At 39.7% G+C, this 12,832-nt stretch carries 16 protein-coding genes; 13 read left to right on the plus strand and 3 right to left on the minus strand.

Annotation, left to right across the window (positions count from 1 at the left end; translation table 11 throughout):
* A partial coding sequence (locus BMZ95_RS11235; protein WP_191981825.1) for a transposase domain-containing protein occupies positions 1–210 on the plus strand: 210 nt, incomplete at its 5' end.
* Positions 211–301: 91 nt separating this feature from the next.
* On the opposite strand, the gene BMZ95_RS01880 is transcribed toward BMZ95_RS11235, so the two are convergent.
* The gene (locus BMZ95_RS01880) at positions 302–1,201 is read right to left on the minus strand and encodes a GSCFA domain-containing protein (protein ID WP_046921988.1); all 900 of its coding nucleotides are present in this window, start codon (positions 1,199–1,201) and stop codon (positions 302–304) included.
* Positions 1,185–2,504, minus strand: coding sequence for a hypothetical protein (locus BMZ95_RS01885; RefSeq protein ID WP_039121814.1), 1,320 nt, complete (start codon positions 2,502–2,504; stop codon positions 1,185–1,187). The genes BMZ95_RS01880 and BMZ95_RS01885 overlap by 17 nt, the downstream gene beginning before the upstream one ends.
* A 169-nt stretch (positions 2,505–2,673) precedes the next feature.
* Between BMZ95_RS01885 and BMZ95_RS01890 the strand changes: the two genes are divergently transcribed.
* From BMZ95_RS01890 to BMZ95_RS01905, 4 genes are read left to right on the plus strand one after another with little or no spacing between them, the layout of a single operon-like run.
* Entirely contained in the window at positions 2,674–3,846 is a 1,173-nt protein-coding gene (locus BMZ95_RS01890; protein ID WP_039121813.1) for an MFS transporter, read from the plus strand.
* Between the two features lie 11 nt (positions 3,847–3,857).
* Positions 3,858–5,114, plus strand: coding sequence for an ATP-grasp domain-containing protein (locus BMZ95_RS01895; protein WP_225354877.1), 1,257 nt, complete (start codon positions 3,858–3,860; stop codon positions 5,112–5,114).
* Positions 5,111–6,280, plus strand: coding sequence for an ATP-grasp domain-containing protein (locus BMZ95_RS01900; protein ID WP_046921990.1), 1,170 nt, complete (start codon positions 5,111–5,113; stop codon positions 6,278–6,280). The genes BMZ95_RS01895 and BMZ95_RS01900 overlap by 4 nt, the downstream gene beginning before the upstream one ends.
* Before the next feature lie 2 nt (positions 6,281–6,282).
* Positions 6,283–7,431: a hypothetical protein gene (locus BMZ95_RS01905; protein WP_046921991.1), complete on the plus strand. Its 1,149-nt coding sequence runs from the start codon at positions 6,283–6,285 to the stop codon at positions 7,429–7,431.
* Positions 7,432–7,885: 454 nt separating this feature from the next.
* Here the strand turns inward: BMZ95_RS01905 and BMZ95_RS01910 are convergent, their stop codons facing one another.
* Positions 7,886–8,431 (minus strand): cysteine hydrolase family protein, encoded by a 546-nt coding sequence (locus BMZ95_RS01910; protein WP_056990421.1) that lies wholly within the window; start codon positions 8,429–8,431, stop codon positions 7,886–7,888.
* A gap of 284 nt (positions 8,432–8,715) precedes the next feature.
* Here BMZ95_RS01910 and rpsJ point away from each other — a divergent pair, with 284 nt between their 5' ends.
* The 8 genes from rpsJ to rpsC are packed head-to-tail and all read left to right on the plus strand — an operon-like array spanning position 8,716 to position 12,832.
* Positions 8,716–9,024 carry a 30S ribosomal protein S10 gene (gene rpsJ, locus BMZ95_RS01915; RefSeq protein ID WP_003692937.1) on the plus strand — a complete coding sequence of 103 codons (309 nt, stop codon included), beginning with the start codon at positions 8,716–8,718 and terminating at the stop codon, positions 9,022–9,024.
* Between the two features lie 31 nt (positions 9,025–9,055).
* A complete protein-coding gene (gene rplC, locus BMZ95_RS01920; RefSeq protein ID WP_014072866.1) occupies positions 9,056–9,676 on the plus strand; it encodes a 50S ribosomal protein L3 in 621 nt (206 codons plus the stop codon).
* A gap of 25 nt (positions 9,677–9,701) precedes the next feature.
* Positions 9,702–10,325 (plus strand): 50S ribosomal protein L4, encoded by a 624-nt coding sequence (rplD, locus tag BMZ95_RS01925; RefSeq protein ID WP_003692941.1) that lies wholly within the window; start codon positions 9,702–9,704, stop codon positions 10,323–10,325.
* Complete coding sequence (gene rplW / locus BMZ95_RS01930) at positions 10,325–10,612, plus strand: 50S ribosomal protein L23 (protein ID WP_003692943.1); 288 nt, start codon at positions 10,325–10,327, stop codon at positions 10,610–10,612. Before rplD ends, rplW begins: the two co-directional genes overlap by 1 nt.
* A gap of 24 nt (positions 10,613–10,636) precedes the next feature.
* Positions 10,637–11,470: a 50S ribosomal protein L2 gene (rplB, locus tag BMZ95_RS01935; RefSeq protein WP_003692944.1), complete on the plus strand. Its 834-nt coding sequence runs from the start codon at positions 10,637–10,639 to the stop codon at positions 11,468–11,470.
* 48 nt (positions 11,471–11,518) lie between these two features.
* Complete coding sequence (gene rpsS / locus BMZ95_RS01940; RefSeq protein ID WP_003692946.1) at positions 11,519–11,797, plus strand: 30S ribosomal protein S19; 279 nt, start codon at positions 11,519–11,521, stop codon at positions 11,795–11,797.
* Positions 11,798–11,814: 17 nt separating this feature from the next.
* Positions 11,815–12,162, plus strand: coding sequence for a 50S ribosomal protein L22 (gene rplV, locus BMZ95_RS01945; RefSeq protein ID WP_003692947.1), 348 nt, complete (start codon positions 11,815–11,817; stop codon positions 12,160–12,162).
* A gap of 13 nt (positions 12,163–12,175) precedes the next feature.
* Entirely contained in the window at positions 12,176–12,832 is a 657-nt protein-coding gene (rpsC, locus tag BMZ95_RS01950; protein ID WP_046921993.1) for a 30S ribosomal protein S3, read from the plus strand.

Genomic DNA, 12,832 nt, shown 5'->3' on the forward strand with positions numbered 1-12,832 from the left:
ATGGGGAGAAAAAACTGGCTGTTTTCGTCAACTTTTGAAGGCGCAAGGGCTAATGCCGTTGCGCTGTCGCTGATATATACGGCCAAACTTAATCAGTTGGATCCTGAAAAATACTTGAGAAAAGTATTAACGGAGATTACCAACATTGAGGTATTTGATCCTGAAAGGTTCCGCCAACTTCTCCCATGGAACATCGATCTTACCTCATAAATAAGAAAATAAAAACGATGCATAAGCAATAACCTGAGATAATAATACTATCTCGGGCTATTTGTGTACACACCGCTGTTTTAACGACCGCTTACATTTTTCCAAATTTATCTACCTTAGGAACCCAGAAACTATTTTTAGTACCACAAATGGGAATTTGCAATGAAGTAAGTAAATTTTTAGCTAATATAGAAACAGCTGTTGCTGTGAAATGTCTTCCGTCAATCTGTAATCCGTCTTTGATCTTTCCGACTACGTACTGTGATAATTCATACTCTGGATAGTAACTATCGGGAAATGAGTTACTGATGGCTTTATATATAGCAACAGTACTTTTGAACGTAGTTATATTTAAATTTTCTCGTATAGCACTCGCTTTATGCTCTAAAAAAGGTATTGAAAACAATATATTAATTTCTGGATTAATCAATGTTAAATATCTTACAATACTATGCAATATATCTTCAATTTCTTGTGTGCTAAGAAATTGACTGGTAATATTCATATTTTTAATATTATGAAGAGGTATCTTATTGAAAACATGATCATCTATCTTCCATATTTCTGCAGATCCTAAATTACAATACAAAATATTTGTTTCTGATATTATTTTTCTGAGCGCTGTATTGTATTTGTTATTAAGTGAAATGCATGTTTCAATGTCGTTAGATTTTATCCATGGTCGCAATTCATCGGTATAACTTTCACCATCGAAGTATAAGTACTCCTTATCAGAAGAGTTTAAACAAATCCTCTTCAACTCGTTTAATATTACAGGAGGATTGAAGAGATTTTCCCATGGGTCTCTAGATAATATTTTGGACTTATCTGCATACATGGATATATATCTGTGCGTGTTGCGGGTTGTACATGCGCCTATGAAAGTGATATTAATTTTTCCTAATTTAGACAATTTATTGTTTGACCAAAAAGATTGTAAATCATTGTCTGTATAGAAAAATATCCCATTATCTCTATATGCATTTTTCAAATTTAACACCTACCTTGTTTAACATTGTTAAAACATTACCGTATCCTCTAAGGATTTGTTCAAAATTTTCAATGATAATTTCTTTATAACTGCTATTTAACATAAATGATAAAATTATAGCCATACCTGCACGTATGTCAGGAGCTTGTATTTTATTTTCTTTTATTTCAATACAATTCTTATTATTAGTATGGCCCACTATACCTTTATTTAGTATATCAAGACTTATACCCATACTATTTAAAGGCGGAATATGAGAATACCGTTCGCTATAGGTATAATCAACTATCAAGCTTTCAATATTTTTCGTAGCTAAGAAACTAGTGATTATAGGGTTTAAATCGGTTATCATATCTGGATATTGACCAAAGCGGACAACTAGTGGATGTTCAATTATATCAATATCTTTTTTGATTAATTTAACGCTTCTTTGGTCATCAATCAATTTGATACCAATTTTTTTCAGAAATTCAATTTGAGAATTAATAAAGCAATTTGTAGTTATCCCTTTGAGAGATAGAGTGTCTAATATATTGTAGTTTAACAAAATATAGGACATCGCCATTGTTGTATCGGGACACAAGGAATATTCGCAGTTCTTGAAAATTATCTTATCAACCTTCCTAATAATAATGTGATTATGCTTAACATAGTATGTCCTATTTGTTGATAAGGAAAGAAAAGATAGCATTTCTTTAACAGAACTTTCTTTTGGAAATCCATAGATACTAATTTCACCAGGATATGAGTATGCCATTAGTAAGGAATTAAAGAATACACCTATACTTGATGTGCAACCTGTATAACAATTACAATTAATTTTTGGTGGCAACGTTGACAGTCTATTGGCTATATAGTAGTTATTGCTTGCAGAATATTCCAAAGTGGCTATTTCTTTCAACAAATTAAGGTGTGCGTCAATTGGCCTTTCGGAAAAGGTGCATCCTCCTGGCTTGCAAAATTCAAGGAAACCATTTCTGAGTACTAAACTAGAGATCATACCAATACTTGCTCTACTTACTTTATTTAATGGCGAAAGATCTTTTATTGATTTTAGAGATATAATTTCTAGAGACCTATCTTCTTTGTCAATATGAATTTTACCTATGTTATTTTTTTCTATAAAGTTTACAATACGAAAAAAGTCTAGGCAAAAAGGGATGTTCTTTATACGAATTCTTCTATTTGTTACGAAAAGAGATTGCAATAGAATATGTACGGAAGATATTTTATCTCCCTCTATTCGTATCTGTTTCTCACGTTCATCTACTATAGAATTATTTTTAATTAATTTTATTTTCATAATAAACCTCTTTTTAACTTGAATAATAAGATGAAAATGATATAATTGTGAGTGCGTGATTAATACAAATGATATTTTAACACTGCCAAAGATAAAGTCAACACAATCATTTCACATTAACGAAATAATTGTGACTTTTCGAGAATAATTTCTATTTATTGAAGGTGATATGGTGGAAAAAGCATTACTGTCGTCGAAAACAATTTCGACGGCCGGGACATTATTTTTTAATGCAGTGATTGATTTGTGGGTCGTCCAGATATTTGGTTCAGCCAAAATATTGGGGAATACAATGGCATTCACGACGCTTGCCGCAGCGATTTGTTCATTTATTGGCGGATACTTAGCGGACAGTTCATGTAGGCTGCGGGTTTTGATTATGATAAATGCAGTATCTTCTTTGGTATGCGGCATTGCATTTTTAGAGCAGAAACAGCTGATTGGAAAACCGCTGACAGTCTATTTGCTGGTATTTCTTTTGAACATCGGCAGCTATCTCAGTTCGCCGCTTTTTAAAACCATCACGTCAATCAGCGTTGAGAAGACACGAATAGTTGCATTCAATCGAAGCATAACTTTTGCATCTCAGCTTTGTACGGTTTTGATTCCGCCAGCAGCAACGTGGCTTTTTGCAAAAAAGATTATCGGCTTGGAAGGAGCGTTGCTTTTAAACGGATTATCGTTTGTTTTGTGTTCCTTGTTGATGGTTGGTTTGCGGAAAGCCGATGGTGTAAAAACGGCCGGAAACTCGAACGGGTATCTCGGAACCATAAAATTGATTAACAACAGCGGACCGTTGTTGTTTATGGCCTTGTCAGGCTTCATTCTTAATTTTTTCCTGTCGGGAATCAATGTTTGGCTGCCTTATTTTACGACCAAAATCTTGCATAATGCTTCCGTTTACGGTGTTGCAATTTCATGTCAGGCTGTTGGAGGCATAATCGGTGCTTTGTCGATCAAGAAAATCAAGCTGGATACTTCGCTAAGGGTTGAACGACTCGGCTTGGTCATTTCGTGCGGGTTGCTTATGGCGATGTTGTTTGCCATTTCAGCTCCATCGCTCATTTTGGCAATGTTCTTTTTGGCCGCAATCATAACAAGGTATAATATTGCACTTCAAAGTTTGATCCAAACGCACGTTGAACAAAAATATATCGGTAAAACGTTTTCGACGACGTATCTGATTGCCAATCTGGCTTTGCCGATTGCATCATTTTTGTTTGGGCATCTGCTTAATTTTTCATGGAAGTGGTTATTGGTAGTTGTCGCGCTTGGACTATCAAGCATGAATCTTCTTTGGATCATAATGAAAAAAAGAATCATCATAAGAAATATAGAGTAGGGGGATATACAATGCATGTTTTAATAATTTCACCGCTAAGAGAAGGATATATGAATCTTTGTGGCTGGTTGGACGGACTCAAAAGCGAGCGGGTTACGATTCTGACTCAAACAAAATATGAAAACAACATGAATAAGATGCTGAAATTGAATAATCAGGATGAATTTTGCCAAGTGAAGTCAATTGAAGCATTTACTGATGACAACGTTATTTGGAACGGGCTTAAAATCAATCGCGAAAATAAGATTGACGTTGTTTTCGCATACACGGAAGAGATGATTCTGCCTGCAGCTCGGTTGCGTGAAGAATTGGGAATCAATGGTCAGAGCGTTAAAAGCGCAAAAGCTTTTCGAGATAAATGGACAATGTATGAAACGCTTTGTTCGAGCGAATTGTCGCTAAACGTTCCGCAGACGTTTAAAGTTGAAGGAATCGAGGACGTTTTGAAACTGGAAGATAAATTTCCAGTGGTTTTAAAACCGCGTTTTGGAGCCGGATCGGTAGATACGTTCGTAATCAAAAAAACTGATGACTTAGGTGATTTGACCAGTAAGGCCGACCTTTCGAATTATATCGCGCAAACCTTTGTCGAAGGCGATGTCTACCACATTGACGCGTTGGTTTTGGATAATGAAATCAAATATTCGGTTGTTTCAAAGTACTTCAATACTCCGCTCTGTTATCAGGATCAAAAATCGATTGCAAGCATTCAGATTGAGCAGACATCAAAAATCGCCTTGGATTTGAAAAAACTGACTGAAGACGTTTTGCGTGCGATGCCAACGCCCCAAAGCACAATCGTCCATTTGGAAGCATTTCATGATGGGAAAAAAGCAACTTTTCTTGAAGTCGGATCAAGAATCGGCGGTGGAAGGATCAATCAAGAGTTCGTGTACAATTTAGGAATCGATCCTGACAAAATTTTGTTGGAACACATGACGGGTCATGATTCTTCAAATGAATTATTGAAAGAAATTGATGGAAAACTTTCGAAAAGACGCTGCGGTTTTGTTTTAACGGCACCGGGAAAAGGGGTGCTGACAAAGCTTCCGCCGCAATCGTTGTTTGACGTGCCTTCAAAAAATGTATATGATTACTATATTTATGGACGTACGGGCAGAAAATACGATTACGGACATTCAAGCGTTGACGCGATTGCTGCCGTCTCCGTATTTGGTAAAACAACTGATGGAATTTTGCAAGAGTTAAGGAAAATCAACGAGTGGGTTGATTTTAGCAGTGCTTATGAAGAGGAAGAGAAAAAGTGAAAATATTTGTTTATCCATATTCACCGACTACAATCGGGTTTGATCCTGATTTTGACGGATATGTCATCACGACGGCCAATTCTTTTGAGAGGTACTTGAAACTAGGTTTTTTGAAAGAAAAGATCGAAATTGCAGAAAGCATAGATTTCAAACACGTTTTCAGGATTGTCCAAGATCTGGTTGAAAAGTTTTCGGATTTTGATGAAGTTTTTACGCTCAAGGAAAATGATATTGAATGGATCGACGTAATCAATGATTATTTTTTTGGCGAAAAAAACAAGCCGACTTTGGCATTGTTTAAGGACAAATATTATATGCGTTCCGTGCTTCAAGGAAAAATCGAGCAACCTGATTTTGTTGCGATGACACCGGGAATTTCAGCTGAAAAAGTTCCGGAAAAGGGCGTAATCAAGCCGAGAAGAGCAGAGGCGTCGCTTGGGGTCGATTTTTATACGAATCAGTTTGAGTTTGAACGGACAAGGGCAAATCTTGCGGCGGATGACGAGCTTATTTTGGAAGAAGCGGTTGATTATGATGTAATGTTTACTTGTGACGGCGTTTTTTATCAGAACGAATTGATTCAATTCTTCTCCAATCAATATTCGAACAAGGTTTCAAATTGCGATATTGAAAGATACACGATAATCCACACGAATGAGAATTATTGGAAAAACCCTTCATTAATATCAAGATTGAAAGAAGATACTGCAGAAGTTTTAAAAATATTGACCAACGGTAAGGGGACGATTGCGTTTCATATGGAATGGTTCTATAATTCCGTCACGGATGCGCTGACGTTTTGTGAAGTCGGAGCGCGCTTTGGTGGATGGCATATTCCGGAAATAGTGGAACTAGCTTTTGGCCAGGACTATCGCAAAACCTACTGGGAGTTGAAAAAAGGAAAACAATATTTGAAAATGAAGCAAATCCCGCAGCCAAAGCAAGCCGCAGCAGTTGTCGGAATATATGCCAACCATACGGCAATTCCCGAAAACATGGGAAAACTGCTTGGAGCAAGATTCAAGTGCATCCAGTACGGAAGCTCATCAAAGAAAGGCGCAACTGGAAATTCTGATCTGTTGTGTTTAATCATGTTTGCAGAAGACGATATTGAAAGCATCTATCAAATATCAGAAAGAATTGGCAAAATGATTGAGGAGGCATAGATTTGTTTAACGAATCGTTTGAAAAGTGGTGCATCAATCAAGGATACGTTGAATTGGCCCCCAGTCCTTTGATAAGAAACGATAATCACTTGTTTACATTTTCTCCATTTGAAGATTTGGAAGATAACTATCTTGAAGAAAAGCGCTTTAAAGGATTTAAGGTTCAGGATTGTTTTCGCAACGTTTTCCCGCAAAATTTGGTCAATCCCTTGTCGACGCCTTTGCAGAAGCTGGTCAGCATCCATGATTTTTCGTTTTCCGACAGCTTGGGTGAATTGAAAAATTGCGTAAATGGTTTTTTGATTGACGAATTAGGACTTAATGAAACTGACGTCTACTATATTATTCCGGATGACGCAAGCGTGGTCGCATTATTTGGCGACAATCAGATTCCTGAAGAAAAAACGATCGTCATTGATAAAAACAGACTTGTCTGCAAGCTTCCTTTTGACGGGATTCATTACTATATCAAGGTGATTTATGCTTATAAGGGCGGCGTGGTTACCGTTGCGAACTTCGTTTTGGTCAATTATCAAAAGAAAAACTTTCAGCTTGACAGCGTGATTTATCCTGAAAGAATCAAAATGATCATGGATGATGGTGATTTCCTTTATGATTTGAAGATTTATGGAAAATGCAGAGATGAATTTTTCATAAAGATTATTGATGACAAAAGGACGTTTAACTTTGTCTTAGGCAATCTGAATGCGATTGATCATTTACGAAGGCTTGTTTTTGAGAGCAACAATAAGCAGGGGTACACGCTCAAACGACTTGAAAAAGAACTCTTCCAAGAATGTCTGACAAAGAAAATCGACTTTGAACAGATGATGACCGTTTTTTGTCAAAACGGAGTCGTTGACGGAAACTGTCGTGATTATCTCAGCGAACGTGAGAAAAAATTCGTTAAAAACAAAAGACAGTGCCTGCGAACGCTGAAGAAAAGATTGAAATCGGTCAAAATCGTTGATGAGGCTTTATTCAACATCCTTCACGGAGAACTTGGATGTACCAAAGAAGACGTAATTTCAACTTGTGAAACGTTGGGCATCAAAAACGAAATAAAAAAGGAAGCGATTCAACAACGTTTTGCCTTTTACTATGAAAAATCAAAAAATACGATGACCAACCCCAAAAATCAGTATTGCTAAAAAGAGGCTGGGAAAAAAGTCCCGATTCTCTCTTGAATTAAACGTACTGAACGAAGGCTGTACTATGTCCGGCTTTTTTAAATACAGTGCTGCTCAACCAATCTGGTCAAAATCTCATGCAAATTTACGGACGAAGTGCCATTTTTGGAGCAGGCCATTTACGGACAGAAGGCCCATTTTCATCGGTGTGTCCGTAAACGGCAGGTCTTTTGCCAAATGCAGCACCTGATAAATCAGCATGCCAAGCTCTCAGTCAAATTTATCGCCAAACTATTTTGGGTTATTTCCATCATGGAAGGCGATTGTCATGCATACACAAAAAACCGGATCAGATTTGCAATCAATTGCAAATCATCCGGTTTTTCAATTTGAGACAGAGTTTTTTCCTGCCTGTTTGTTTTGCATAATCTTTTCTATATGTGTAGAAAGAAGGCTGAGCACTGTATTTGGCAGATCAGACGATCGTTGCTCCGAGACAGTTTTTAAAATGATTCATTGCCCATTCATGACCGGTCTGATCAAAGCTTGCAACGGCATCTTTTGGAATCGTCAAAGAATAATTGAGGTTGTAGGCAGCAATTGCCGTGTGGAGTACGCAGATGTCGGTGCAAACACCGCTGAGCCAAAGTTCGGTGATTCCGCGCGAGCGCAAGTAGTTGTCCAGATTAGTGTTTTGGAAACTGGAATAGCGATTTTTATCAAATTGATAGACAAAATCCGAATCCTTGTGGGCATTGAACCACTCGGCCGTTTTTCCATAAAGGTCATGACCGCTCGTGCCCTTGATGTTATGTGGCGGGAACAGTTTTGTTTCCGGATGGTACGGGTCGTTTTTTTGATGAGTGTCCGTCGGGAAGATGACATAATCGCCGTTCTTTAAAAAAGAGTCCGCAAGTTCTTTGATGCGGTCGTCGATTTTTCTCCCTGGATCTCCGCAAGTCAATGCACCGTTTGGGGCAATGAAGTCGTTAGTGTAGTCGATGACAAGTAAAGCTTTCATTGAAATACCTCGCAGCTTTTTTCCTATATTATACGTTTAATTTGATCAAGAGTCCATGCGTAAAAAAAGTTTATGAAAAATAGAATTTTTGCTTGCTTTTCAGTTTTGTTTGTAATACCATAAAAAGGTACCTGTGCAAGGGACAGGTGCAAATTTAGTTGTTTAACTTTTGAAATGAGCTATGATGTGAAAGGTTGCGACACACCCGGCCGCTTTGCCACAGGTGTGGCGGTAATTTTCACGGAGCTAGTCTTGTTTTTAAAATAGACGAGGGAGGTAACACAATGGCAAAACAAAAGATTCGTATTCGTTTGAAGGCATACGAACATCGCATTTTAGATCAATCTGCTGATAAGATTGTTGAAACAGCAAAGAGAACAGGTGCTCAAATTTCCGGTCCTATTCCGTTGCCAACGGAACGCACATTATATACGGTTATCCGTTCACCACACAAGCACAAAGATTCTCGTGAACAATTCGAAATGCGCACACACAAGCGTTTGATCGATATCGTAAATCCAACGCCAAAGACAGTTGACTCATTGATGAAGCTCGACTTGCCATCAGGCGTAGATATCGAAATCAAATTATAATATATAAATTCAAATAATTGGAGGTGTACTCATGACCACTAAAGGAATCTTAGGAAAAAAAGTAGGTATGACGCAAGTCTTCACTGAAAATGGTGAATTAGTTCCTGTAACGGTTGTTGAAGTTGGTACAAACGTGGTATTGCAAGTCAAGACGGTCGAAAACGACGGCTACAACGCAATCCAATTGGGCTTCGACGATCAACGCGCAGTGAACGTCAACAAACCTGCTAAAGGTCATGCAGATAAAGCAAAAACTGCTCCTAAGCGCTTCGTTCGTGAAATCCGCGATGTGCAGGGAGATTACAAAGTCGGTGACGAAGTTAAGGCAGATCTCTTCGAAGCAGGCGACATCGTAGACGTAACAGGTACGTCCAAAGGACATGGTTTCCAAGGCAACATCAAACGTTGGGGACAAAGTCGTGGACCTATGGCTCACGGTTCTCGTTACCATCGTCGTCCCGGTTCAATGGGTGTTATCATTAACCGTGTTATGAAAGGTAAGATGTTACCAGGACGTATGGGTGGCAAGAGAGTTACGATCCAAAACTTGGACATCGTTAAAGCTGATACGGAAAATGGCGTTCTTTTGATCAAGGGTAACGTTCCTGGCGCAAACAAGTCATACGTTACAATCAAGAGTACGGTTAAATAATTAGAGGAAGGGAGGAAAAATACACATGCCTACAGTAGCATTATTTAAGCAAGATGGTACACAAAACGGTGACGTTCAATTGAACGATGCAGTTTTCGGTATCGAACCAAATAACAATGTTGTCTTCGACGCAGTTATCATGCAACGCGCATCATTGCGTCAAGGCACACACGCTGTCAAGAACAGAAGCGCTGTTCGCGGCGGTGGCAAGAAGCCATGGCGTCAAAAGGGTACAGGTCGTGCTCGTCAAGGCTCCATCCGTTCACCACAATGGGTTGGTGGTGGTACTGTTTTCGGTCCTACACCACGCTCATACGCATACAAGCTTCCACGCAAGGTTCGTCGTTTGGCAATCAAGTCCGTCCTTTCTCAAAAGGTCTTGGACAACAGCTTGGTTGTTGTTGATGCTTTGACATTTGAAGCACCAAAGACAAAGGCTTTTGCAGAAGTTTTGAACAACTTAGACGTTAAATCCAAAGTTTTAGTAGTTCTTGAAGATGACAACAAGACAGCTGCATTGGCTGCTCGCAACTTGGCCAACGTTACAGTTATCCCAGCTAAGGGCTTGAACGTATTGGATGTTGTTAACAACGACAAGTTGGTCATCACAAAGGGAGCTCTTTCTCAAGTAGAGGAGGTTCTTGCATAATGGAATCACGTGATGTAATTTTACGTCCAGTTATCACAGAAGCATCAATGTCTGAATTGGACAACAAGCGTTACACGTTTGACGTTGATACACGCGCAACGAAGACGCAAGTCAAAGCTGCTGTTGAAGACATCTTTGACGTTAAAGTTGCTAAGATCAACGTTATGAACGTTAAAGGCAAAAAGAAGCGCATGGGTCGCTACGAAGGCTACACAAAGAAGCGTCGTAAGGCTATCGTTACTTTGACTGCCGAATCAAATGAAATCAAATTATTCGACGAAGAATAAAATAATTAATAGGAGGGAAATATAGTGGGAATCAAGAAATTCAAACCAACCTCTAACGGTCGTCGCAACATGACTGGTTCAGATTTCGCTGAAATCACAAAGACTACGCCAGAAAAGTCATTGCTTGCCAAGAAGAGCAAGACTGCAGGTCGTAACTCTTACGGTCATATCACAGTGCGTCACCGTGGCGGTGGCCATAAGCGTCAATATCGTTTGATCGACTTCAAGCGTATTAAAGATGATGTTCCTGCAACAGTTAAAGCAATCGAATATGATCCAAACCGTTCAGCTAACATTGCATTGGTTGTTTACGCTGATGGTGTTAAATCATACATCCTTGCACCTAAGGGCCTTAAAGTTGGCCAAGAAATCCAATCCGGTACAGAAGCTGATATCAAGGTAGGTAATGCTTTGCCATTGGCAAACATCCCTGTCGGTACCGTTATTCACAACATCGAACTTAAGCCTGGCAAGGGCGGTCAATTGGTTCGTTCAGCCGGTACGTCAGCACAATTGCTTGGTAAGGAAGGCAAGTACGCAATCGTTCGTCTTACATCCGGCGAAGTTCGTATGATCCTCGTAACATGCCGTGCAACGATCGGTGCTGTTGGCAATGAACAACACGAATTGATCAATATCGGTAAAGCTGGTCGTTCCCGTTGGATGGGCAAGCGTCCACAATCTCGCGGTTCCGTAATGAACCCTAACGATCACCCACACGGTGGTGGTGAAGGTAAAGCTCCTGTTGGTCGTCCATCTCCTATGTCTCCATGGGGCAAGAAGACAGCCGGCAACAAGACTCGTTCCAAGAAAGCTCGTTCTAACAAGTTGATCGTTCGCGGTCGCAACAAGAAATAATCTCCATGCCGCATAAAGGCGGTTAATGTTCCGAAAGGAGGACATACTTTGAGTCGTAGTTTGAAAAAAGGACCTTTCGTCGATGAACATTTGATGAAGAAGGTTGAAGCACAAGCTGATCAAGAAAAGAAGTCAGTTATCAAGACATGGTCACGTCGTTCCACGATCTTCCCTAGCTTCATTGGCTACACAATTGCTGTGTATGATGGACGTAAGCATGTTCCAGTTTACATTCAAGAAGATATGGTAGGACATAAATTGGGTGAATTCGTTCCAACCCGTACGTTCCACGGCCATGCAGCAGACGATAAGAAGACAGGCAAGTAATCAAGGGAGGATAAAAAATGGCTGAACAAGTAACATCAGCAAAAGCAACTGCCAAGACAGTTCGAATCCCTGCACGTAAAGCACGTCTTGTGATCGATCTTATTCGCGGTAAGAGTGTTGCTGAAGCATTGGGCATCTTGAAGTTCACACCAAGATCCGGTGCTTTCTTAGTTGAAAAAGTATTGAAATCTGCAATTGCGAACGCAGAAAACAACTTTGATTTGGATGTTGAAGATTTGTATGTAAGCGAAGCTTATGCAAACGAAGGACCAACATTGAAGCGTTTCCGTCCTCGTGCTAAGGGTTCTGCTTCTCCAATCAACAAGCGCACAAGCCACATCACAGTTGTTGTATCTGTTAAATAAGGAGGGATAACGCGTGGGTCAAAAAATTAATCCTACAGGGTTACGTGTTGGTATCATTCGTGACTGGGATGCAAAATGGTACGCTGAAAAAGACTTTGCATCAAACCTTCACGAAGATTTGCACATCCGCAAATACATTGAAAAGAAGTTAGCCGACGCTTCTGTCTCTACCGTTGAAATTGAACGTGCAGCAAAGCGCGTTAACGTTTCAATCCATACAGCCAAGCCAGGTATGGTAATCGGTAAAGGCGGTTCTGAAGTAGAAAAGCTTCGTAAAGAATTGAACAATTTGACAGGCAAGCGAGTACACATCAACATTGTGGAAATCAAGAAGCCTGATTTGGATGCTAAGCTTGTTGGCGAAAGCATTGCGCAACAATTGGAAAACCGTGTTGCTTTCCGTCGTGCCATGAAGCAAGCTATCCAACGTACGATGCGTGCTGGCGCACAAGGCATCAAGGTCCAAGTTGCCGGTCGTTTGAACGGTGCTGACATGTCTCGTGTCGAACATTTCTCAGAAGGTACCGTTCCATTGCACACATTGCGTGCTGATATCGACTATGCATGGGTTGAAGCTCGCACGACATACGGCCAATTGGGCGTTAAGGTATGGATCTACCGTGGCGAAGTTTTGCCAGAAAAGAAAGATAACAGCAAAGGAGGGAAATAA

It is taken from the genome of Ligilactobacillus ruminis DSM 20403 = NBRC 102161 (genome assembly GCF_900113455.1).
Classification (GTDB): domain Bacteria; phylum Bacillota; class Bacilli; order Lactobacillales; family Lactobacillaceae; genus Ligilactobacillus; species Ligilactobacillus ruminis.

What these genes read in the sequence shown, in the direction of transcription:
- rplV (WP_003692947.1), top strand. Translation starts at nt 11,815, where the DNA reads ATGGCTGAACAAGTAACATCAGCAAAAGCAACTGCCAAGACAGTTCGA.
- rpsJ (WP_003692937.1), top strand. Translation starts at nt 8,716, where the DNA reads ATGGCAAAACAAAAGATTCGTATTCGTTTGAAGGCATACGAACATCGC.
- rplC (WP_014072866.1), top strand. Translation starts at nt 9,056, where the DNA reads ATGACCACTAAAGGAATCTTAGGAAAAAAAGTAGGTATGACGCAAGTC.
- BMZ95_RS01885 (WP_039121814.1), bottom strand. Translation starts at nt 2,504, where the DNA reads ATGAAAATAAAATTAATTAAAAATAATTCTATAGTAGATGAACGTGAG.
- BMZ95_RS01910 (WP_056990421.1), bottom strand. Translation starts at nt 8,431, where the DNA reads ATGAAAGCTTTACTTGTCATCGACTACACTAACGACTTCATTGCCCCA.
- BMZ95_RS01890 (WP_039121813.1), top strand. Translation starts at nt 2,674, where the DNA reads ATGGTGGAAAAAGCATTACTGTCGTCGAAAACAATTTCGACGGCCGGG.
- BMZ95_RS01895 (WP_225354877.1), top strand. Translation starts at nt 3,858, where the DNA reads ATGCATGTTTTAATAATTTCACCGCTAAGAGAAGGATATATGAATCTT.
- rplW (WP_003692943.1), top strand. Translation starts at nt 10,325, where the DNA reads ATGGAATCACGTGATGTAATTTTACGTCCAGTTATCACAGAAGCATCA.
- rplD (WP_003692941.1), top strand. Translation starts at nt 9,702, where the DNA reads ATGCCTACAGTAGCATTATTTAAGCAAGATGGTACACAAAACGGTGAC.